18 protein-coding genes are annotated in these 21,592 nt (G+C 61.2%); 3 read left to right on the forward strand and 15 right to left on the reverse strand.

The window, feature by feature from the left end; all coding sequences use genetic code 11:
- Window positions 1-81: 81 nt before the first annotated feature.
- Window positions 82-1,716 carry an electron transfer flavoprotein-ubiquinone oxidoreductase gene (locus tag ABD997_RS02005; RefSeq protein WP_345315338.1) on the forward strand — a complete coding sequence of 545 codons (1,635 nt, stop codon included), beginning with the start codon at window positions 82-84 and terminating at the stop codon, window positions 1,714-1,716.
- Between the two features lie 53 nt (window positions 1,717-1,769).
- Here ABD997_RS02005 and ABD997_RS02010 read toward each other — a convergent pair whose 3' ends face one another.
- From ABD997_RS02010 to ABD997_RS02045, 8 genes are all read right to left on the reverse strand, one after another.
- On the reverse strand, window positions 1,770-2,762 hold the full coding sequence (locus ABD997_RS02010; RefSeq protein ID WP_345315339.1) for a GGDEF domain-containing protein: 993 nt from the start codon (window positions 2,760-2,762) through the stop codon (window positions 1,770-1,772).
- Between the two features lie 66 nt (window positions 2,763-2,828).
- A complete protein-coding gene (locus ABD997_RS02015) occupies window positions 2,829-3,680 on the reverse strand; it encodes a PfkB family carbohydrate kinase (protein WP_345315340.1) in 852 nt (283 codons plus the stop codon).
- Between the two features lie 93 nt (window positions 3,681-3,773).
- Window positions 3,774-5,126: a coproporphyrinogen III oxidase family protein gene (locus tag ABD997_RS02020; protein ID WP_345315341.1), complete on the reverse strand. Its 1,353-nt coding sequence runs from the start codon at window positions 5,124-5,126 to the stop codon at window positions 3,774-3,776.
- Between the two features lie 294 nt (window positions 5,127-5,420).
- Window positions 5,421-7,985: a TonB-dependent receptor gene (locus tag ABD997_RS02025; protein ID WP_345315342.1), complete on the reverse strand. Its 2,565-nt coding sequence runs from the start codon at window positions 7,983-7,985 to the stop codon at window positions 5,421-5,423.
- 295 nt (window positions 7,986-8,280) lie between these two features.
- Window positions 8,281-9,267, reverse strand: a complete 987-nt coding sequence (locus ABD997_RS02030) for a formate dehydrogenase subunit gamma (protein ID WP_345315343.1) — start codon at window positions 9,265-9,267, stop codon at window positions 8,281-8,283.
- An 80-nt stretch (window positions 9,268-9,347) separates the two neighbouring features.
- A complete protein-coding gene (gene fdh3B, locus ABD997_RS02035; RefSeq protein ID WP_345315344.1) occupies window positions 9,348-9,923 on the reverse strand; it encodes a formate dehydrogenase FDH3 subunit beta in 576 nt (191 codons plus the stop codon).
- A gap of 17 nt (window positions 9,924-9,940) precedes the next feature.
- Window positions 9,941-12,799, reverse strand: a complete 2,859-nt coding sequence (locus ABD997_RS02040; protein ID WP_345315345.1) for a formate dehydrogenase subunit alpha — start codon at window positions 12,797-12,799, stop codon at window positions 9,941-9,943.
- A gap of 14 nt (window positions 12,800-12,813) precedes the next feature.
- A complete protein-coding gene (locus ABD997_RS02045) occupies window positions 12,814-13,002 on the reverse strand; it encodes a formate dehydrogenase (protein WP_345315346.1) in 189 nt (62 codons plus the stop codon).
- A 752-nt stretch (window positions 13,003-13,754) separates the two neighbouring features.
- Here ABD997_RS02045 and ABD997_RS02050 point away from each other — a divergent pair.
- Window positions 13,755-14,045, forward strand: coding sequence for a hypothetical protein (locus ABD997_RS02050; RefSeq protein ID WP_345315347.1), 291 nt, complete (start codon window positions 13,755-13,757; stop codon window positions 14,043-14,045).
- A 182-nt stretch (window positions 14,046-14,227) separates the two neighbouring features.
- Here the strand turns inward: ABD997_RS02050 and uvrD are convergent, their stop codons facing one another.
- Both uvrD and ABD997_RS02060 read right to left on the reverse strand, forming a co-directional pair.
- A complete protein-coding gene (gene uvrD, locus ABD997_RS02055; RefSeq protein ID WP_345315348.1) occupies window positions 14,228-16,393 on the reverse strand; it encodes a DNA helicase II in 2,166 nt (721 codons plus the stop codon).
- A gap of 69 nt (window positions 16,394-16,462) precedes the next feature.
- Window positions 16,463-17,176, reverse strand: coding sequence for an HAD-IA family hydrolase (locus tag ABD997_RS02060; protein ID WP_345315349.1), 714 nt, complete (start codon window positions 17,174-17,176; stop codon window positions 16,463-16,465).
- A 178-nt stretch (window positions 17,177-17,354) separates the two neighbouring features.
- Here ABD997_RS02060 and ABD997_RS02065 point away from each other — a divergent pair, with 178 nt between their 5' ends.
- Window positions 17,355-17,702 carry a DUF2956 domain-containing protein gene (locus tag ABD997_RS02065; RefSeq protein WP_345315350.1) on the forward strand — a complete coding sequence of 116 codons (348 nt, stop codon included), beginning with the start codon at window positions 17,355-17,357 and terminating at the stop codon, window positions 17,700-17,702.
- Between the two features lie 11 nt (window positions 17,703-17,713).
- Here ABD997_RS02065 and xerC read toward each other — a convergent pair whose 3' ends face one another.
- From xerC to lptM, 5 genes are read right to left on the reverse strand one after another with little or no spacing between them, the layout of a single operon-like run.
- Window positions 17,714-18,610: a tyrosine recombinase XerC gene (xerC, locus tag ABD997_RS02070; RefSeq protein WP_345315351.1), complete on the reverse strand. Its 897-nt coding sequence runs from the start codon at window positions 18,608-18,610 to the stop codon at window positions 17,714-17,716.
- A 6-nt stretch (window positions 18,611-18,616) separates the two neighbouring features.
- Window positions 18,617-19,276, reverse strand: a complete 660-nt coding sequence (locus ABD997_RS02075; RefSeq protein ID WP_345315352.1) for a DUF484 family protein — start codon at window positions 19,274-19,276, stop codon at window positions 18,617-18,619.
- A complete protein-coding gene (gene dapF, locus ABD997_RS02080) occupies window positions 19,273-20,100 on the reverse strand; it encodes a diaminopimelate epimerase (RefSeq protein ID WP_345315353.1) in 828 nt (275 codons plus the stop codon). The genes ABD997_RS02075 and dapF overlap by 4 nt, the downstream gene beginning before the upstream one ends.
- Window positions 20,101-20,135: 35 nt before the next feature.
- The gene (lysA, locus tag ABD997_RS02085; protein WP_345315354.1) at window positions 20,136-21,380 is read right to left on the reverse strand and encodes a diaminopimelate decarboxylase; all 1,245 of its coding nucleotides are present in this window, start codon (window positions 21,378-21,380) and stop codon (window positions 20,136-20,138) included.
- Window positions 21,381-21,411: 31 nt separating this feature from the next.
- Window positions 21,412-21,582, reverse strand: coding sequence for an LPS translocon maturation chaperone LptM (gene lptM, locus ABD997_RS02090; RefSeq protein WP_345315355.1), 171 nt, complete (start codon window positions 21,580-21,582; stop codon window positions 21,412-21,414).
- Between the last annotated feature and the right edge of the window lie 10 nt (window positions 21,583-21,592).

A 21,592-nucleotide genomic window follows, 5' to 3' on the forward strand; every position in this document is an offset into this window, starting at 1 on the left:
CAGTAAGCTGATGCACATTCGAACATCCCCTACTGAAGATTTAGCCCAGATATCGGGCGGTTGCCGTAACACGAGGTATTTATGGAACGCGAGTCAATGGAGTTTGACGTGCTGGTCGTTGGAGCGGGCCCCGCCGGGCTATCCAGCGCCATCCGGTTAAAGCAGCTAAACGCCGACCTTCACGTCTGCGTGGTCGAAAAAGGCTCAGAGGTAGGTGCCCACATCCTCTCGGGTGCGGTTATCGAGCCCCGCGCCCTCGACGAGCTGCTGCCGGATTGGCAGAGCCAGGGAGCTCCGCTTAAGACCGCCGTCAGTGGCGATGATATCTACCTGCTCAAGGCCGAGGGGCATCGCCGCCTGCCCAATGCCCTGGTGCCCAAAACCATGCACAACGAAGGCAACTACATCGTCAGTGTCGGCAACCTTTGTCGCTGGCTGGCCGAGCAGGCTGAGGCGCTTGGGGTTGAGATCTATCCCGGATTTGCCGCCGCCGAGTTGATCGAGCAGGATGGCATCATCGAGGGCATAATCACCGGCGACATGGGGCTGGATCACAACGGTGAACCCAAAGAGGGCCACATGCTTGGGATGGCGCTCAAGGCCAAGTACACCCTGTTCAGTGAGGGTTGCCGGGGACACCTGGGGAAGCAGCTCATCGCCCGCTACGAGCTCGACAAGAACAGCACAGCGCAGCACTACGGCCTTGGCATCAAGGAGATCTGGCAGGTGCCCGCCAACCTGCATCAGCCGGGGCTGGTGGTGCACACCGCCGGCTGGCCGCTGGATGAACACGGTGCTACCGGGGGTGGGTTCCTCTACCACGCCGATGATGGCCAGGTCGTGGTCGGCCTGATCACCGACCTCAACTACGATCATCCCTACCTGAGCCCCTACGAGGAGTTTCAGCGTTACAAAACGCACCCGGTGATCCGGCAGTACCTCGAGGGAGGCGAACGGATCAGCTACGGCGCCCGAGCCATCACCAAAGGGGGACTCAACGCCCTGCCCAAGATGCAGTTCCCCGGGGGGATCCTACTCGGCTGCGATGCCGGGACCCTGAACTTCGCCAAGATCAAAGGCACCCATACCGCCATGAAATCCGGCATGCTGGCGGCGGAAGCGGTTATTGAGAGCCTGGAGCAACACCCATCTGGGGGGCAGGTACTGGACAACTACTGGCAGAAATTCACCGATTCCTGGCTGTTTGACGAGCTGTTCCGCAGTCGCAACTTTGGACCTGCCCTGCACAAATTCGGCACCCTGATGGGTGGCGCCTTCAACTACATCGACCAGAACTGGTTTGGTGGCAAGCTGCCGGTCACCCTCAAAGATACCCGCGAAGACCATGCCCAATTGCGTCCGGCCAGCGAAGTGACCCCCATCACCTACCCCAGGCCGGACGGCAAGCTGACCTTCGACAGGCTCAGCTCGGTGTTCCTTTCCAGTACAGTGCACGAGGAGGATCAACCCTGCCATCTGAGGCTAAAAGATGACAGTGTGCCGATCCGGGTCAATCTGCCGCAATACGCTGAGCCCGCGCAGCGCTACTGTCCTGCCGGAGTCTACGAAATCGTGGAAGATGAGACTGGATCCAGGTTTCAGATCAACGCCGCCAACTGTGTGCACTGCAAAACCTGCGACATCAAGGATCCCAGCCAGAACATCGTCTGGATGGTGCCGGAGGGCGGCGGCGGCCCCAACTACCCCAACATGTGATCCTGCCTCGGCAGACCCACGCCCCGCCTTGCGCGGGGCGTTTTATTCCGGACTTAAGCCAGATGCCGATTGGCCCTGTCCGCCAGCCGGTCGTTGCATAGGTTGCGCTTAGCCTGGGCGATGAGCTGTGACGCACCGCAACCCGCCTGCCATTGCGCCAAGCCGTGGCTGACCGTCACACAGGGGTGGATGGGCGAGGCATCGTGTGGCAGGGATAACTGCCGCAGGGCGTGTCGGACCTGACCGCACAGCCGCTCCGCGCCGGCACGGTCGGTGGCGGGCAGCAGCAACGCAAAGGTACCCCCCTCGCAATGGGCAACGATATCTGACCGACGTCGGCTGATCGACATCAGCAGACGTGCCACCTGCCGCAAGCAGCGCTCTTCAGCATGGCGGCCGTAATGGCGGCGGTAATCGGAAAAGTAATCGAGTTCGACCAGGGCGATGACCAGGGGGGCCTTGCTGCGCCGCGCCTCGGAGACCGCCTGATCCAGACGGTTGAGGAAATAGCGGCGACTGGCGAGGCCGGTCAGTGGCTCTCGATGGGCGTGGCGCTGAAGCCGCCATCGCAACCGTCGCTGCTGCAGTTCCTGAAACTTCAGCCAGCGATAGCCGTGGCGAGCCAGGTAAAACGCCACCGCCACCAACAGCAACGCCACCATGACCAGGCGCCCCTGACCCTGAGCCAGCCCCACCACCAAGGGGGGCAGCATCAGGGCCGCTAACGGCCAGGGGTTGGGTACCCATAAGGGCACCATCGCCAGCACCAAAAGCAGGAATACCGGCAGATCCGCCTCTCCCTGAGACCACCAGAAGAGGGCGAAAACCACCCCTAGAGTTGCAGCCAGATAAAGGTCAGGAATGCTCCCGGGCCGAAACCACAGCAAGAGGCTTAAAGCGAGCGGCAGCAAGGTTGTGATCAACAGGGGCCAGGGGGACGATCCGTAAGAGGGGGCAATGAACATCAGCCAAAGCTGACTGAACGCCAGGATCAGCAGCAGGGCCTGAGTGGCGTGATGGCGGATGGCGAGGACGGGGGCCGACATAATGGACTGAGCACTTCCCTGTTCAATGCAGTCACTGCCAACTATAGCCCCTGCGCCCGGAAGCGCCTATGGCTTTTGTTGCGCCAGAAAGCGCTTGAGGCTTTCCGGCGGCAAGGAGCTGTCGCCACCAACGGCAAAAGCGGCCCAACGCGCCGCAGTGGCCATCGCCTCCACCAGAGGCTGCCGGGACAGAATGCCATGGATCAGGCCCGCCGCGTAGCAGTCCCCCGCCCCGGTACTGTCCACCACCTCCGCGGGATAGGCCGGGCAATATTGTTCGCCTTCGGCACTGTAGGCCGTGGCCCCATCGGCACCCCGCGTCACTATCAGGGCCTTCAGCTGGTTGCCGGCGATCATCCGGGCAGCGCTCCAGGGATCCGTCACCTCCTGCTGCGCCAAGTCATCCTGGGAGGTGAGCAGGTAGTGACAGGGACGGCGAGAGAGATCCTTGGGTAACTGGGCAAACAGCAGGGCGCCCTCGGCCATCGCCTGGCTCATCAGCTGAGGTAACCGCTCCGCCGACAGATTGACGTAGAGGGCATCGAAGGGGGAGGTATCCAGCTTGGGAGGCAGCAGCAGCCGGGGCCGGTTGGGGCGCAGAATGGTCCGCTCACCGCAGGGCTCCATCAGCAACTGCAGGGGCTGGGTGGCGCCTACATGGCGATGCACGTGTTGGCAATCCAGCCCTTGTGCCTGCGCCTCAGCCAGCAGCCAGTCGCCCCGTTCATCCTCACCGACCTGGCTGAGCAGAGAGACCTGATGCCCGCCCCAGACCAGTCCGAGGCCGGTGTTGGCGCCCCCTCCACCGAGACGGTACCCGACCTCCTCATAGTGGATGCGGGCCCCCGTTGCCAGCGGTCGGCTCAGCCGCAGAATATGGTCACAGTTGAGATTGGCGATGATCAGGATCTGGCTCATACCGACTTTCCTGGAAAAGGGTCTGTCGCCATTATGTCAGATGACCTGGACAAGTCACCGCGCCCAAAGACTCAGCGCGGAAATTTGCAGCAACTACATGTCATCGGCACGTAACGGGCGGCGCAGTTGCGCCCTCACATTGTCCATGCCGGTATAGAAATTCTTCATCATCAGCAGCCCCATCATCAGGCCGTTTGGGGTGGCCTGCAGCTTATCCGGGTCATAGGAACACTTTTCCACCCCCCCGATGCCGTGCATGAAGGCCATCTCTTTGGGCAGGCTGGTGTAGAGATTGCTGCCAAACTGCTCCTCGAAGTAGCGCTTCGACAGGCGTCCACCAAACACCTGGAGCAGGAACCGGTACTGCATCACCGCTTTCTTGCTGTAGTGCTTAGAAGATTCCACGCCCATGCGGCCATCGGCGATCTTCTCGTTGTAGCGGCGCAAAGAGAAACTGTTCACATACAGGTTATCGTGCAGGAAACTGAAACTGCCGGAGCCCAGTCCGAGGTAGTCATCGGCATTGACCACGTACTCGTCGAACCCTTCAGCGTTGGATTTGCCGAAGGACCAGGCGGTGAGCTGCTCGTACTGGCCACTCAAGCTGTTGAGGATCAGAGCATAATCTTCACGAATATCCTGTGCCTCATTGGCCAGCTGGGCCTTGCTACCGATCTTGGAGGCGGCATGGCGGCGGGTCAGGTCGGACACCATCAGGGGATAGGTGGTGATCTGGCGGGGATCCAGCCGCTTCAAGGTGGCCATATCCTGGGCCAGGACATCCGGGGTCTGACCCTCGAAACCGAAGATCATATCGACGTTGAGGATCGGAAAGTTCTCCTTGGCCCGCTGCAGTTTCTCAAACACCACCGCCGGCTCGCCAAACTTGCCAAGGCGATCAGTGCGGGCCAGGATGTCACGATCAAAACTTTGCACCCCGACCGACAGGCGATCCACCAGACCATGCAACTGGGTGAACTCAAGGGAGGTCAGGTGCAGGGGATCCGATTCGCAGGAGACCTGCTTGATGGAAGGGAAAAGCGTCTTGGCCAGCTCAATGGTCCGGGCCAGTTCATCCACCAGCACCGTGGTGGTGCCGCCGCCGATGTAGAGCTCCTCGAAGTCATAACCCAGCGCCTTAGCCATCTGCATCTCCTGACGCAGTGAGGCAAAATAGGTGCGGGCCTTCTCCTCTTTGAAGAGGAAACGGTGGAAGGTGCAGAAGGAGCACAGCGTGTGGCAGAAGGGCACATGCATATACAGGGTATACTTGCGTCCCGGCATGGGCGCAGGGATCGCATCACAGGCGCGGGTATCCATCTTCAGGTGGCGCTTGGTGTAGTACTCCATCAAGCGCTCCATGCCCGTCAGCATCCACTTGGGTGTGGTGATCTGCGCAGCATTTTGGATGGCGGCATTGTTAAGTGCGCGTTCGGCCAGTGACATTCCCGTAACCCCTTTAGAGATATGAACTTTTCGTCCTCGAGTCACGGGCGGTAGCGATCGCCGTTGCCAGTCACCCAGTGTCAGGAGGAGAGCCTTAGCATAGGGCGAACCCCCTTCAGGCACATCCGCCACCCAACGATTTTGTGAACAAAAGCCCGAAACATTTGCAAAAATGCGACCCTAATCCAAGCAGTTTGTTAAGGGGAGAAACACCCTCTCCTGCCCCGGCACTAAAGCACCGAAGAGAAAAAACAAACGGCGGCCCTGAGGCCGCCGCTTTCTAGACCGGTCGCTTTAGAAGGTGTAAGTGACCTTACCGTAGACGAAGCGTCCCTGGGCGGAATGCGTGGTCTGGTCATACCCCATGAAGTCCGCCGCGGAAAAGGGCGGTTCCTCATCCAACAGGTTGTTGGCACCCAGGGTAAAGCGCCAGTGGTCGGTCATGTAGCTGGCATTGAGATCCAATGTCACCATGCTGTCCACCGTTCCCTCGGCACCGGCGTCCACATTATCCTCCATCTCACCGATGTAGTTGACCCGGGCGGCCGCAAGCCACCGGTTATGGCTCCAATCCAGCGCAGCGGTCCAGCGTACCTCCGGGTGCTGGAACTCACCGTTGAGATCCCGTTCAGTGCCATCCTGACGCACCTCATCGAAGCTGGTGACCCAGGTCAGGTTGTAACTGAAGACATAGCTGCCAGCCCCCTGGCTCTCCCACAGGTAGCGGGTATCAAAATCGAAACCGTCGGTGTTCTGCCCCCCAAGGTTCAGGAAGCGATCATAGATCTCAATGATCTGACCCGGGACACCGTTCACGGTCGGCTCACGCTTGACGAAATCCGGGTTATTGCCCTGGGTATCCAGCAGGTACTGAGTATCCGAGGTGATCAGATTGTCCTGATCGTAGTTCCAGTAATCCAGCGCCAGGGACCAGTTCTCCAACGGCTCCAGTATGACGCCCACATTGTAGGAGGTGGACTCTTCCGGCTTGAGATCCGGGTTACCGGCGAAGATCACCGTGCGTTCATTGGGGTCACAGTCAAAATCATCCCCGGTGATGGCACAGCGCGTGGTGTCGACCAGGTTGGGGGACTCCTGAGTGGCACCCAATCCAATCTGAACCAGGGAGGGCGCACGGAACGCTTCCCCCCAGCTGGCACGAAACGCCACCATATCCAGCGGAGCCCAACGCAAAGCCACTTTCGGGCTGGTATTGTTACCAAAGTCGGAGTAGTCCTCGTAACGCACCGCCAGCTGGGCCTCCAAGGTTTCACCCAGTGGCAGAGCCAGCTCGGCAAACAGCGAAGACTGGTCCCGCTCCCCCTTGGCCTGGGTTGCCTCTGTGCCGAAGATCTCTCCGCGCAGGAACAGCTCATCGGGATTATCCTCCAGGCGCTCATCACGATACTCGAAGCCCACCGCCAGAGCTGCCGTGCCCAGTGCGTAATCAAAGATGTCGCCGGTAAACTTACCGTCAAATGCCTTGATGGTGGAGTTACCGTTACGGGTGGTATTCACGGTCACACGATCAATCACCTCGGGGGACTGCGTGGTGGCCAGAGGATTGAACGCTCCCTCGTTGATCGCCTCCTGCAGCTCGGAGGTCCAGACAAATCCGCGCAACCCATACTCGTTAGAGCGACTGCGGCTGTAGGTATAGGCCACCTCCCAATCCCAGTCACTGATGGATCCCTTCACACCGAACACCCCACGGGCGTTATCCGTTTCCACCTTCTTGAGTCGGTTACCCGCCTCGGTCAGGCGGCGACGCATGGTAATGTCCTCGCCGGGGAATGGGTTGACCGCCGTGCCCGAGGTGAACAGCGGGTTGTCCGCCAGCATATAGAACTCGCTGAAAGAGGGACTGGCCGCACCCTTCACCACGGTATTGTTGTGCTGGTAGGAGAGCTCACCGAAAAAAGTCGTGGTATCGGTGATCTCATAGCTTTGCAGCACCATCAGGCCTACTCGCTCAGTTTCCGGCACTGAGGTCATAAAGGGAGCATAGTCGTAGCGGCAGTAGGGGCCGACAGTCAGATCTGCAGGACAGTTGGGATCAGGCTGCCAGTTGCCGTCGGAGAGAATGGAGCCATCTTCACCAATGGTGGCGGAGCTGTAGGAACCAGGGTTACCGGCGGAGGAGCGAAGATCAGGCCCCCCATTGGGGGTCTGGTCTGCAGACTTGGAGTAGTCCCGATCCGCGAACAGGGTCTCCTCCCGTTTGAAGTAATCCAGCACCACAGTGCTATGGCTGCGATCGCCGCGGGTACCCCAGAGTGCCGAGGCGGAGATCTCCTCGCCGCCGCCATCCGTGGTGTCGCCGTAGCCCCCGGTCACCTCAAACCCTTCGAAATCCTTCTTCAGGATGATGTTCACCACCCCAGCAATGGCGTCCGAGCCGTAGGTGGCCGATGCCCCGTCCTTCAGAATCTCGATGCGGTCGATGGCCGACAGTGGAATGGCATTGATATCGACGAAGGCGGTATCGATCTCCTTGGCAAAGGCCGACACCGAGATACGGCGGCCATTAAGCAGCACCAGTGTGGAGTCGGCGCCGAGTCCCCGGAGCGACACCGCGGCACCCCCATTCCCGGTATCGTCGGAGTTGTTACCCTGAGTGGAGAAAGTCCCGGTACCGGAGACCGGCAGCTTGCGCAGCAGCTCAGAGATATCCTGCGCCCCGGCGTTGCGAATATCCTCATCGCTGATCGCCAGGATCGGCGAGGGCCCCTCCATATCCGTTCGCTTGATGTGCGAGCCTGTCACCTCGATACGCTCCACATCGTCGACCGCCATCGCAGCCGGCGCTCCGAGACTCAGGCTGGCCGCGATCGCCAAACACAAACGGGTCTTGTCCATAAGTTGCTTCTCCTTGGGTAATACAATTGGCTGGCTTTACCACTGGAAAAACAACAAACCTCTGATCCAAAGCCCTGATTTTCTGAGTTATCCGTCCTCGAAGTTACTGGTCTGACATCCAAAGTCAACGTCCCTTGTTGCCAACATGTTGCGAACGCGATGTGCGGAACAAAAAGAAAGCCCCCGGCCGTTAAAATAACGACAACGGGGGCTTTAGGGACGGGATCAATCTCTCCCGGATAGAATCAGGTGCCGACCCCGGACTTAACGGGCCAGATCCCCTGAAGTGGGAGACTTACTTCTCCATGTACTTCAGCGTGCCGTTGGCCTTGATCTCGTCATACCAGAGGTCGTGGTGCTGAATGGCCCAGTTCTCATCACAGTAGCCACTCACCATGCACTCCATGGCCCCTTCGGACAGCACCGTTGTCATAAAGATATGAACGATGGCAAAGGCACAGATGACGATGGCCGCTCCGGCGTGTACCAGCAGTACCGTCAGGCTCAGGGCCCGACTGGGTTCGACCAGGTTCGGGAACAGCAGGATGGTACCGGTTACGGACAATACGGCGCCGAACAGGACTAAGGTCCAGAACCACATCTTCTCACCGGCATTGGCAAACCCGGAGTGCGGGTGCTTGCCCTTGAACGGCCCGAAATTGATGTAACCACCGACGACCATGAACCAGTCCAGGTCGTACTTGGCCGGGATCTGGTTCTTAGCCCACTTCACGCTCATCAGCAGCCAGCCGATCATAAAGGGAATGGCCATGTAGTCGTGGATCAGCTTGGCAGCGCTGGCCATGCCGGCAAAGGCACCTGTGCCAAGCGCAGGCTCAATCAGCACCTTACCAGACAGCAGCACCAGCCCCGAGAGGATCAACAGCATGCAGGGGATCGCCCCCAGCCAGTGAATGGCCACGTCCGCCTTGGACCAGCGGTTAACCATCTTGCCGGAGAACCCCTTGCTCAGCTTGGAGGGACCGTTTACCACAGTGAAAGCGATAAACACCACGATCATGCCAAACAGGGCCGCGAACAGGCCATAGGAGAGCCAGTCGTTGCGCCAATCCAGCATCTGCAGGTCGTAGCTGTTGATCAACTGGGGATGGAACTCACTCTGGGAGGTGGTGTAACCCTCAACCCCTTGCTGCGCGGCCTGCCAGACCATTTCGGTCGGATTGCCGGCCTGCGGAGCGATCTCGCCCCCGTTGGCCAGGGCAAAACCGCTGAACAGCAAGGCCGCCAGCAGGGCCAGCGGTTGTAATGCTTTAAAGGTCATAGTGACTCCTCAAAGAGGCGAGCCAGACACAGCCGGCTCGCCAACGCATCGTCGATGAGGCCTGGTGGCCTCAAGACGACTTACTTCTCCCAGCCAGCAGCCGGGTGGCCACGGCCCACGACACGCTCACGGTAGATGTCGGACACCATGCCCGCATCCCCGGCCAGCAGCGCCTTAGTCGCACACAGCTCGGCACACATCGGCAGCTTGCCTTCGGCGATACGGTTGGCACCGTACTTGGCCTTCTCCTCGGCGGAGCCCGCCTCGGTGTTCGGACCACCGGCACAGAAGGTGCACTTGTCCATCTTGCCCTTGCCGCCAAAGGCGGATTTTTTCGGGAACTGGGGCGCACCAAAGGGGCAGGCATACAGGCAGTAGCCACAACCGATGCAGCGATCCTTGTCGTGCAGCACGATGCCATCTTCGGTCTTGCTGAAGACATTGGCCGGACACACCTTCATGCAGGGCGCATCATCACAGTGCATGCACGCCACTGAGATGGAGGCTTCGCCAGGCTGACCATCGTTGATGGTCACCACACGGCGACGCTGGATGCCCCACTCAAGGGCGGTTTCGTTCTCGTTCTTACAAGCAACAACACAACCGTTACACTCGATACAGCGCTTGGTGTCGCACATAAATTTCATGGTAGCCATGAGGGTTATCTCCTACCTTACGCTTTCTCGATCTGACACAGGGACGCTTTGGTCTCCTGCATCTGGGTTACCGGGTCGTAGCCATAGGTCAACGCAGTGTTGGCGGACTCGCCCACAACGTATGGCTTGGTGCTGACACCGTCGGACTCGGGGTATTGCAGCTCTTCGCCGTGCATCACACCGGCAAAGTGGAACGGCATCCAGGTCTGGCCAGGCAGAACCCGTGGGGTAACCAGCGCCTTGATCAGGATGCGACCCCCTTCGGCGCCCTCCAGCCAGACGTCGTCGCCGTTGCGAATACCGCGGTCGGTGGCATCGGCAGGGTTGATCTCAACGAACATCTCCTGCTGCAGCTCCGCCAACCAGGGGTTGGAACGGGACTCTTCACCACCACCCTCGTACTCCACCAGACGACCGGAAGTGACCGCCAGTGGGTACTTCTTATCCAGGTTGTCGCTGATCACTTTGTCCTGGATGGACTTGAACAGGGTCGGCAGACGGTGTACCTGCATGTCATCGTGGGTCGGGTACTTGGCGATCAGATCGCGACGCGGGGTGTACAGCGGCTCACGGTGAGTCGGGATCTCATCCGGGAAGGTCCAGACGCGACAGCGCGCCTTGGCGTTACCGTAGGGGATCATGTTGTGGGCCAGGGCCACGCGCACGATGCCACCACCGAGGTCAGTAGACCAGGTGCGACCTTCGGCGAGTTTCTTCTCCTCGTCGGTCAGCTCATCCCACCAGCCCAGTTGCTTGAGCAGCTGGTCATCGAACTGCGGGAAGCCGTCCTGGATCTCGGCATCTTTGGACGCGGAGTTGTCCGCCAGGATGCTTTCACCCTCGTACTCAACACCGAAGCGGGCACGGAAGTTACCACCGCCCTGGTTTACGTTGCGATCGGTCCGGTAGAGGATCTGGGTGCCCGGGTGCTTCTGCTCCGGAGTGCCCCAGCAGGGCCACGGCAGACCGTAGGTCTCACCCTTGTTGATGCCACCCGGGGCCTCCAGCGTTTCGCGGGAGAAATCACCCCAGTTCATGGTGTGAGCCTTAACCCGCTCCGGAGACCAGCCGGTGAAGCCGATGGAGCGCATGCCGCGGGCGTACTCGCGCATGATGTCATCCGGGCTCGGCTTGTTATCGATCACGGCGATGTTCTTGGTCCAGGCGTCGGCGATGCCAACGTGCTTGGCCAGGCGATACATGATCTCCAGGTCGTCCTTGGACTCGAACATCGGCTCAACAACCTGCTGACGCCACTGTACGGAGCGACCGGAGTTGTTGACGGAACCTTCCCCTTCGAACACGGTGGCAGCAGGCAACAGGTAAACGCCGTCGCTGCGACGGTGGGCAACACCGGCGATGGTCGGGTAAGGGTCAACCACAACCACGGTTTCCAGCTTGTCCAAAGCGTCACGCACTTCCATCTGACGGGTTTCGGTGTTCACCGACTGACCCCAGAAGAAGGCCAGGCGCAGGTTGTCTTTCTGAGCCAGCTTGGTCTTGTCTTCCAGTACACCGTCGTGCCAGCGAGAGCACGGCATGCCCGGGGTGGTCATAGGATCACGACCCAGGTACTGGTTCTGGTCGAAGCGGCCTTTTACTTGCTCAAACGGCAGTTCCCAGACACGGGACCAGTGCTGCCAGGCACCGGTAGCGACGCCGTAGTAACCGGGCAGGTTGTCGAACAGCAGGCCCATATCGGTGGCGCCCTGAACGTTGTCGTGGCCACGGAAGATGTTGGTACCACCGCCCTGAACACCCATGTTGCCCAGAACCAGCTGCAGGATGGAGTAAACGCGGGTGTTACCGTTACCCACGGTGTGCTGGGTACCACCCATACACCAGATCACGGTGCCCGGGCGATGTTGGGCCATGTGCTTGGCAGCAGCATAAACGGCATCGCGAGAAACGCCGGTGACGTTCTCCACCTCTTCCGGGGTCCAACGCTTGGCTTCTTCACGGATCTTCTCAACACCCCAAACTCGGGCATTGATGAACTCTTTGTCTTCCCAGCCGTTCTCGAAGATGTGCCACATCAGGCCGTACACCAGCGGGATATCGGTACCCGGGCGCAACGGCAGGTGCACATCGGCGTGCGCGGCGGTGCGGGAGAAACGAGGATCAGCAACAGTAATGGTGGCACCGCGCTCTTTTGCAGTCAGGATGTGCTGCATGGCAACCGGGTGCGCCTCTGCCGGGTTGGCCCCGATCAGGAAGATGTTTTTGGCGTTGCGGATATCGTTAAAGGAGTTGGTCTGCGCACCGTAGCCCCAGGTGTTGGCCACACCGGCCACCGTGGTGGAGTGACAGATCCGGGCGGAGTGGTCAACGTTGTTGGTGCCCCACATGGCCGCCAGCTTGCGGTACATGTACGCCGCTTCGTTGCTGAACTTGGCGGAGCCCATGAAGTAGACCGAATCCGGACCTGAGGTCTGGCGGATCTCCTCCATCTTGTCACCGATCTCGGCGATGGCGGTTTCCCAGGACAGCTTCTTCCACTTGCCCCCTTCCAGCTTCATCGGGTATTTCACCCGCTTATGGGAGTGGGTGTGGTAGCGCAGGCCGGCACCTTTGGCACAGTGGCCACCGCCGTTGAACGGATGGTCGAACGCCGGCTCCTGGCCAGTCCAGACACCGTTTTGCACCTCAGCGTAAACGCCACAGCCCACGGCACAGTGGGAACAGATGGTGCGCTTCACTTCAACCGGGCCGGATGCGGTCGCGGTTGCCGCTTCCGCTTTCTTGACCATGCCGGTACCCAGCATGGAAGCGGCGGCGATCCCACCGGTGGTCACACCGGCATTTTTCAAGAACTGACGACGGCTCAGGCCCAGGGCACCCGCTTTCACTTCAGTCGACTTTTGAGTCAGCTTCATGATGGTCTCCTGCCTTATTCGCCGCGCAGCGACGCGTAGTAGCGACGTACGTGGTCAGTTTCACGGTAACCCTGCTTGTCAGCAGCCACGGCAGTGGTGCTGGCAGTCGCAGGAGCGGCAGCCACGGCAGCCCCGGCGACCGGGGCCATCGCCATTGCCTTGAGCAGCCCACGGCGCTCCAGGTTGGTCTTGGTGGATTTCATCTCATCTCCTCATAGCGGACCGTACAACCGGTCCATTGCCGAATCGGCCTCCGGGATCCGAGGTCGGATCCGGAGCACGACTCAATGCCGTTGATTGAGTACTTGGCCGCACGCATTCTCCATAACCACCCAACTGAAAACGTGATCCAGATCTCTATTGACCCGTGCTGCAGGGTCAGATCGCGCACATTTTTGATACGGATCAACCACGGTTATCAAGCAGTTACTCCGTATATATCGAGACAACACCGAAGGTGTTAACAGATTGATCCCCCCCCCTGAAAATGGTGCAGATTGGGCCAGTCATGAGGGCGATTTGTGATCTGCCTCACCTTTCTCTCAAGGCGATGGCGGCAAGCTGGGGTGTCTGGAGGATCGCAGCGGCCGGTGGCCCCGCGACTTCCTATCTGCTCAAGGTTTCAGCGGGACAAATTGTCACACTGCCGACCTCCGGAGGGGAGGAACGCGAATAGTTCTTACCACGATCATTTTCTGTTGCGGCAGCGCACAGATTACCCCGAGCGGTCGGCATTGAAGCGATGCTGGTATGAGGGAACACCCCATTCCGAGAGGGTCTGGCGGGTGGCAGCGGGGCAGACAGGGCTCTGTTCACTGCGAGAGGCGGACAGGTTCGAGAAGCGCCATAGCCAAACTTGCATCGGACCATAACCAAGGCGACGGTTGGCGGCTCGAAGATCCGTGGCAAGATGGACTAATCTGAAGAAAAGTTCACCGATCAAGGAGGGATCGCCATGACCCAGAACTTCATCGTCGGCTTATTTATCAATCACGATCGCAAAGAGTTTTCCATGACCGCACGCCAGTGGGACGCCAAGCTCGACGCCATGATCGCCAAGGAGCAGACCCGGCAGCATGAGTTCCTCCTGCTGGTGCGGGACCTGGATGAGTGCACCGCGGAGCAGGTCAAGCGGGATTTCGTCGAAAGCTTCCAGCACGCCGGCTACACCCGCAGCCCCCGGCAGTACCTGGATGAATGGCGCGCCGGTCCGGACACCAGCCGCGGCTATGCGCCGGCGCAGTAACAACACACGGCTAAAACGATAACGCCCGCTCGAATGAGCGGGCTTTATGGCCACGGGGCAAAAGCACTCCTTACCGGTAGGTTGGGCCAAGCCTGCGCGGCCCAACACCCTAGAGTGCGATCAACCGAACTGAGGCTGTGTTGCGCCGTGCTTCGCTTGGCAGCAACCTACGCCAGAGCAACTTATCGCGCCTCCAGGCGTGCATAGGCCACCACCAACCACTTCACCCCCTGACCATCGAACGCCACCTGGACCCGACTCTGGGGGCCGGACCCTTCATAGTTGATGATCACCCCATCCCCGAACTTGGGATGATGTACGCGCTGGCCCAAAGCAAAGCCGGTCTCGTTAAACTTCTGCTCCGCCTGGTTAAAGCGATTGTACTGGCGAGGGGTTGCCACCGACGTCGATAAGCGCACCTCTTCCAGGTACTGCTGGGGGATCTCCTGAATAAAACGACTGGCCCGGGCCAGGGTCTCTTTGCCGTAGATCCGACGGCTTTCGGCGTAGGTGATATAAAGCTTCTTCATCGCCCGGGTGATGCCGACGTAACAGAGCCGACGCTCCTCCTCCAACCGGTTGCCTTCATCCAGCGCCATCTGGCTGGGAAACAGCCCCTCCTCCACCCCGCACATGAAGACCAAAGGAAACTCCAGCCCCTTGGCGGTGTGCAGGGTCATCAACTGCACCGCATCCTCCGATTCCCCAGCCTGACGCTCGCCGGCCTCCAGCGCCGCATTCGCCAGGAATGCATTGAGGTCGTCCATCTCCTCCGCCTCCTCCGCCTTGACGAAGGACCCCGCCGCGGTCACCAGCTCCTTAAGGTTCTCCACCCGGGCTTCCGCCTTCTCCCCCTTCTCCGCCTGGTACATCGCCAGCAGGCCGGAATGCTGGATCACATGGTCGGTCTGGTTCTTCAGGGTGTAGGTTTCGGTTTCCGCCTCCAGCTGGGCAATCAGCTCCATGAAGCGCTTCACCGCCGAGGCAGCCCGCCCGGCCAGGCCGGACTCGGTCAGCAGTCGCTGACAGGCGCGCCAAAGGGTGATCCCTTCGCTGCGGGCGGTCTGGCGAATGATCTCCACGGTGCGGTCGCCGATCCCCCGGGTCGGGGTGTTGATGATCCGCTCGAAGGCGGCGTCATCATCGCGATTGGCAATAACACGCAGGTAGCCCAGGGCGTCCTTGATCTCCTGGCGCTCGAAGAAGCGCAGGCCGCCGTAGATCCGGTAGGGCACACTGCGATGCAGCAGCGCCTCCTCCAGCACCCGCGACTGGGCGTTGGAGCGGTAGAGGATGGCGCACTCAGACAGCTTGCCCCCTTCCTCCAGGTGCTGCTGGATCCGCCCGACGATGTAGCGCGCCTCCTCCAGCTCGTTGAAGGCGCTGTAGAGGCTGATCGCCTCCCCCTCGGAGTCCTCCGTCCACAGCTCCTTGCCCATCCGCTCGCTGTTATGGCCGATCAGGGCATTGGCCGCATTGAGGATGGTGCCGCTGGAGCGGTAGTTCTGTTCCAGCCGCACCGTGGTGGCGCCGGGAAAGTCGTGCAGAAACTGCTGCAGGTTCTCCACCTTGGCGCCCCGCCAGCCATAGATGGACTGGTCATCATCGCCGACGATCATGATGTTGGCGTGCTCACCCGCCAGCATCCTAACCCAGGCGTACTGGATGGCGTTGGTATCCTGGAACTCGTCCACCAGCATATGGCGGAAGCGCTGTTGATAGTGGCGCAGCAGGGCAGGATGATTGAGCCAGAGTTCATGGGCCCGCAGCAGCAGTTCGGCGAAGTCCACCAGGCCGGCCCGGTCACAGGCCTCCTGGTAGGCCTGGTAGATCTTCAGATAGGTCTTCTCCACCGGGTGAAAGCCCGCATCGATGTGCTGCGGCCTCAGTCCCTCATCCTTCTTCGCATTGATGTAACCCATCGCCTGGCGGGGCGGCCAGCGCTTCTCGTCCAGCTCCAGGCTGCGGATGATCCGCTTGAGCAATCGCAGCTGGTCATCCGCATCGAGGATCTGAAACCCTTCCGGCAGCTTGGCTTCGGTATGGTGAGCGCGCAGCAGGCGGTGCGCCAAACCGTGGAAGGTGCCGATCCACATCCGCCCCACCGGCCCCCGAACCAGCTCCTCGATCCGGGAGCGCATCTCCGCCGCCGCCTTGTTGGTGAAGGTCACCGCAAGAATGGCGTAGGGGCTCTCCCCCTGCTCCTGCAACAACCAGGCGATACGGTGGGTCAGCACCCGGGTCTTACCGGAGCCGGCGCCCGCCAGTACCAGCGTTGCGCCCGGCGGCGACTCCACCGCGGCACGCTGTTTGTCGTTGAGGGTATCGAGCAGGGCAGAGCTGGACATGTCGTGGGGGCCCCTTCGGCTAATCAAAAGGGGGCCAGTATATCAGGCTGGCGCGGCCAGATCCGCGCCCTAGAGCATCAGTCGCAGCGCCTCCAGCGAAGCGATGGTGGCGGTGGGAAGCGAGGTTCCGGGGGGACGGGGACGCCCATCGGGGCGGGGGTTGAGCCAGATCGCCTGGCAACCGGCCGCCACCGCACCCGCCACGTCCGTTTCCGGGTGATCCCCCACATGCAGCAGCTGCGACGGCGTGATCGCCAGCTGCTCGCAGCAGCGCCAGAACAGGTCCGGCGCCGGCTTCTGCGGCCCATCCGGGCCCGCTCGAAGCACAGCGGCGAAGGGGATCTCCGTCATAAAGCGCGCCACGTCCGCATTGCCGTTGCTGATCACCGCTAGGGGATAACGCTTGGCCAGGTCCCGAAGCAGCACCAGTGTCGCCGCCGGCACCCGGATCTCACTGCGCCAATGCAGGAAATGCTCGAGCGCCTCGTCCGCCAGTGCTGCCGCCCGCCCCTCATCCCACCCCAGGGCTGCCAGTCCACTGCTGAGGGCATGACGGCGCCACTCGGTGCTGCAGTGGCGCAACTGGGGCCGCTCCATAAGCACACTCTGCTTGTGCTGTTGCCAATGTTCGGCGGTCACCGTCGCCAGGGTCGGGTGCGCCTTGGCCAGGAAGTCACCGAGACGCTGTTCCGCCCTACGCAGCACCGGCAGATTGTCATAAAGGGTGTCATCCAGATCAAAACTCAGGGCCCGCACCGGCTGCAGGCGGCGATAAAACGGCATCGACTTCCTCCTCATCGCCATGACGGCGTGGTGCCAGTCTGGCGCCAACGGGTCACTGCGGCAAGGGGTAAACCGTCAGACTGCTGGCTACCGAACCGGCACTCAGCAGGAATTCCCCCCGTTTTTCCATCCTTTTTCGCTACACTGGCCCCACATATCACGATAACAACAGGACACCATGGCCAAGCCCAGTCAAACCTACTCCCCGGAGGTGGTCGCGGAAGCGATGAAGATCGCCAAGGCGACCCAGAAGCCGGGCCAGACCAAAGAGCAGACCAAGCTGATCGCCAAGGGGATCGAGAAGGGGATCTTCGAGTACAAGAAACAGCAGAAGGCCCGGGCTCGGGCCGCCGACAGGGCGAAGAAACAGGAACAGAAAGCCAAGGCCCGGACGGTGGAAGCGGAGGAAACCGCTCCGACCCAGAAAGCCCGCACGGAAAACAGGAACACCCCTCCCCTGCCCTGGATCCTGCTGGCGCTCAGCTGGCTGGGCTTTATCTCCTACCTGGTGCTTCAAGCGGGATAAGCCGCTGACGTTTACTCGTCCGGCTTCTTCTTGGCCCTTGGGTGGGCGCTGTCGTACACCGCCGCCAGATGCTGGAAATCCAGGTGGGTGTAGATCTGGGTGGTGCTGAGGTTGGCGTGGCCCAGCAGCTCCTGGACCGCCCGCAGATCGCCACTGGACTCGAGCATATGGGTTGCGAAACTGTGACGCAGTTTGTGGGGGTGCACCCGGGCATCCAGTCCCTGCTTCTGTCCCCACTGGGCCAGCCGCTGCTGGACGCTGCGGCGACTCAACCGCGTCCCCCGCCGGGAGAGAAACAGCGCCTCAGAGGGCGCCTTCAACAGCATCGGGCGCAAACCGAGGTAACGCTCCAGCCAGCGCCGGGCCATCCCCGCCACCGGCACCACCCGCTCCTTGGCCCCCTTCCCCAGGACTCGCACCGTGCCGCCTTGGCGATCCAGCCGATTCAGATCCAGGCCTACCAGCTCCTCAAGCCGTAAGCCGGAGGAGTAGAAAAGCTCCATCATCGCCCTGTCGCGCACCGCCAGGGGATCGGTTTCATCGATCTCCAAGAGGCGATGGAGCTGGTCCGTATCCAGGTTTTTTGGCAGCGGGCGGGCCTGTTTCGGCGCCTGCAGATGGTGGGTCGGGTCCCGCTTGAGCGCCCCCTCACGTTGCAGGAAGCGCACCATCTGGCGCAGCGCTGACAGGGTCAGAGAGAGGGAGCGGGGGGAGAGGCCCTGGCGATGCAGCTTCGCCAGAACCGCCTCGACATGCTGAGTCTGTAATTGGGTCCACTGCGTCACGCCCTGCTCCTGCAACAGCGGCAGGCAGCGATCCAGCTCGCGGCCGTAGTTGCTCTGGGTATGGGGGGAGTATTGGCGCTCGCTATCGAGGTAGCGAAGGAAGCGGTCGACCGCCCTCTTCATCGACCATCAACCCTGTCGATGCTGCAGGCGGAAGCTGAGCAACTGCTTTAGCTGGTCCAGCAGCATGGTGCCCATCTCCGGCACAAAGTGGCTGGGATCATGCGAAGCGATAGCCAACAACCCGCTCCATCGGCCCGGTTCGCCCAGGCCAACCAGGGCCACGGAACCGGTTTCGATCCCCACCAGCCCCAATGCTTCCTGAGCCGGAAGACGCCCCAGGTAGTAACCACGACCATCGAGACGACGCTTCAGTAGCGACGCCACATCCGCCTCTGCAAAGCTGCCGGGGGCCGTGGCAACCATCAGTCGAACCCGGGTGAAGCGGAACTGTGCCCGCAACCGGCTCGCCAAGGCCTGCTGCACCTCGTCCAGGCTCTCCAGGGCCAGCAGGTCAAAAAGCAACTCACTGTAAAATCGGTAGATCTCTTCGTTTCGAGCGGCCACCGTCAGCAACGCGGTGATCTCCTCCTCCAACTGGTTGACCCGCTCCCGCAGCACCCCCTGTTGCCGCTCCACCAGAGAGATAGCACCGCGATCCCGGTGGGGGATCCGCAAGGTCGCCAGCAGTTCCGGATGTTCGACAAAGAACTCCGGGTGGTCCTGCAGGTACTCCTGCACCAGCAGGGGGTCAAGCTCCTGGATAGCTGGGAAGCTGTCCTGGCTCATAGCTCTATCTGCCCATCGTACACATGGGTCGCGGGCCCGGTCATCAAAACCGGTTTGCCCTCGCCCTCCCAGCGGATCTGCAGGCTGCCGCCGGGCAGATCCACCCGAACGTTTTGACCCAGCAGCCCCTGGTGCTGGCCGATCACCACGGCAGCACAGGCCCCGGTGCCGCAGGCGCGGGTCTCTCCGACACCACGCTCGAACACCCGAAGACGGATATGGTCGCGACTGAGCACCTGCATAAAGCCCACGTTGACCCCCTTGGGAAAACGCTCATGTCGCTCCAGCAAGGGGCCCAGCGTCGCCACCGGGGCCGACTCAACGTCGTCCACCTGGAGCACGCAGTGCGGATTGCCCACGGAGACCGCCCCGGCCAATACGGTTTGCTGCTCGGTCAGCAGCAGGTAGTTCTTCTCCGGCTTGTTGGCCCGAAACGGCAGCGCAGAGGGGGTGAAGTCCGGCACCCCCATGTCCACCTGCACCCGATCCTCACCCTCGAGCTTGAGGGTCAGGTTGCCGCGCTGGGTGGAGACGGTCACCACGTTGCGGTTGACCAATCCCTTGTTGCGAACAAACCGGGCGAAGCAGCGGGCACCATTGCCACACTGCTCCACCTCGCTACCATCGGCATTGAATATGCGGTAATGAAAGTCGAGATCCGGGTCGTAAGGGGGCTCCACCAGCAACAGCTGGTCGAACCCGATCCCGGTGTGGCGATCGGCCAGACGACGGATGGCTTCCGGCGACAGGTAGAGGTTCTGGGTCACCCCATCCACCACCATAAAGTCGTTGCCCAGCCCGTGCATCTTGGAAAACTGTATCAAAATTATCGCCTTAAACTTTCCCTATTGGCCCTAGTCTACGGCAACAGACGCTCGCCTTGCCACAACTGTTCCACCCGCTCACGAGCCCGCACCAGATAGGCGTTTTCGCCATCCACCAAAACCTCGGCGGCACGGGGGCGGCTGTTGTAGTTGGAAGCCATGGTGAAGCCATAGGCGCCGGCACTGCGCACCGCCAGAAAATCCCCAGGCTCCAGGGTCAGGGCGCGCTCCTTACCGAGGAAGTCGCCGGTCTCACACACCGGGCCCACCACGTCGTAGTGGCGCTCGGGGCCGGAGCGACGGATAACGGGAACAATCTGCTGCCAGGCGCCGTAAAGGCTGGGCCTGAGCAGATCGTTCATCGCCGCGTCGACGATGGCAAAGTGCTTCTCTTCGCCATGCTTGAGGAACTCAACTTCGGTGACCAGGATCCCGGCATTGGCCATGATCGCCCGGCCCGGTTCCAGGATCAGGGTTTGGGGCCGGTCGCCGATCTTGGCCCGCAGGGCGGCGGCATACTCCGCCGGCAGTGGCGGCTTCTCCTCGTCATAGCTGACCCCGAGGCCGCCCCCCACATCCAGGTGGGTCAGCGTTATTCCCTGGGCCGACAGGCGATCCACCAGTGCCAGCAGGCGATCCAGCGCATCGATAAAGGGCGGCAGGGTGGTCAGTTGGCTACCAATATGGCAATCAACCCCCTTCACCTCCAGGTGGGGCAGCGACACTGCGACCTGGTAAACCCGCTCCGCCTCCGTCATAGGGATCCCGAACTTGTTCTCCTTCAGCCCGGTGGAGATATAGGGATGGGTGCCCGCATCCACATCCGGGTTGACCCGGATAGATATGGGGGCAGTGCGGCCCATCTCCCCCGCCACCCTGTTGATACGTGCCAACTCTGGCTCCGACTCCACGTTAAAGCAGTAGATCCCCGCCTCCAGGGCAGCGCGGATCTCGGCGGAGGTTTTGCCCACCCCGGAGAACACCACCTTGGCCGGATCGCCCCCCGCTTCCAGCACGCGGGCCAGCTCACCGCCGGAGACGATGTCGAAGCCACTGCCCAGTCGTGCCAGCAGGTTGAGGATCGCCAGGTTGGAGTTGGCCTTGACCGCGTAACAGATCAGGTGCGGATGGTTACCCACCGCCTCGGTAAAAGCCCGGTAATGACGCTCAATGGTGGCGCGGGAGTAGATGTAGCAGGGCGTGCCGTGCTGACGGGCCAGCTCGGCCACCGGCACAGATTCGGCCCAGAGCTGGCCGTCACGGTAGTTAAAATGATCCACGAAGTTCCCTTTTCCTGATGATCTTGGGTAGTTACTCGACGTTCGATGCCTCGGAAGAAACCTCCTCTTCCGGGGCGTTCTCTGCCTCGGCGGCGGGGGCGTTGTCCTGCACAGGCTCAGACTCGGGCAGGTAGAGCGGGCCGGTCTGGCCACAGGCTGACAGCGCCATCAGCAGGGCCAGGACAAGGGGAGTTCGACGCATGGGATCCTCA

It is taken from the genome of Ferrimonas gelatinilytica (genome assembly GCF_039544205.1).
In the GTDB taxonomy this organism is placed as follows: Bacteria; Pseudomonadota; Gammaproteobacteria; order Enterobacterales; family Shewanellaceae; genus Ferrimonas; species Ferrimonas gelatinilytica.

What these genes read in the sequence shown, in the direction of transcription:
- lptM (WP_345315355.1), bottom strand. Translation starts at nt 21,582, where the DNA reads ATGCGTCGAACTCCCCTTGTCCTGGCCCTGCTGATGGCGCTGTCAGCC.
- ABD997_RS02020 (WP_345315341.1), bottom strand. Translation starts at nt 5,126, where the DNA reads ATGTCACTGGCCGAACGCGCACTTAACAATGCCGCCATCCAAAATGCT.
- ABD997_RS02030 (WP_345315343.1), bottom strand. Translation starts at nt 9,267, where the DNA reads ATGACCTTTAAAGCATTACAACCGCTGGCCCTGCTGGCGGCCTTGCTG.
- uvrD (WP_345315348.1), bottom strand. Translation starts at nt 16,393, where the DNA reads ATGTCCAGCTCTGCCCTGCTCGATACCCTCAACGACAAACAGCGTGCC.
- xerC (WP_345315351.1), bottom strand. Translation starts at nt 18,610, where the DNA reads ATGAAGAGGGCGGTCGACCGCTTCCTTCGCTACCTCGATAGCGAGCGC.
- ABD997_RS02010 (WP_345315339.1), bottom strand. Translation starts at nt 2,762, where the DNA reads ATGTCGGCCCCCGTCCTCGCCATCCGCCATCACGCCACTCAGGCCCTG.
- ABD997_RS02025 (WP_345315342.1), bottom strand. Translation starts at nt 7,985, where the DNA reads ATGGACAAGACCCGTTTGTGTTTGGCGATCGCGGCCAGCCTGAGTCTC.
- ABD997_RS02045 (WP_345315346.1), bottom strand. Translation starts at nt 13,002, where the DNA reads ATGAAATCCACCAAGACCAACCTGGAGCGCCGTGGGCTGCTCAAGGCA.
- ABD997_RS02040 (WP_345315345.1), bottom strand. Translation starts at nt 12,799, where the DNA reads ATGAAGCTGACTCAAAAGTCGACTGAAGTGAAAGCGGGTGCCCTGGGC.
- ABD997_RS02050 (WP_345315347.1), top strand. Translation starts at nt 13,755, where the DNA reads ATGACCCAGAACTTCATCGTCGGCTTATTTATCAATCACGATCGCAAA.
- ABD997_RS02075 (WP_345315352.1), bottom strand. Translation starts at nt 19,276, where the DNA reads ATGAGCCAGGACAGCTTCCCAGCTATCCAGGAGCTTGACCCCCTGCTG.
- ABD997_RS02060 (WP_345315349.1), bottom strand. Translation starts at nt 17,176, where the DNA reads ATGCCGTTTTATCGCCGCCTGCAGCCGGTGCGGGCCCTGAGTTTTGAT.
- fdh3B (WP_345315344.1), bottom strand. Translation starts at nt 9,923, where the DNA reads ATGGCTACCATGAAATTTATGTGCGACACCAAGCGCTGTATCGAGTGT.
- ABD997_RS02015 (WP_345315340.1), bottom strand. Translation starts at nt 3,680, where the DNA reads ATGAGCCAGATCCTGATCATCGCCAATCTCAACTGTGACCATATTCTG.
- ABD997_RS02005 (WP_345315338.1), top strand. Translation starts at nt 82, where the DNA reads ATGGAACGCGAGTCAATGGAGTTTGACGTGCTGGTCGTTGGAGCGGGC.
- ABD997_RS02065 (WP_345315350.1), top strand. Translation starts at nt 17,355, where the DNA reads ATGGCCAAGCCCAGTCAAACCTACTCCCCGGAGGTGGTCGCGGAAGCG.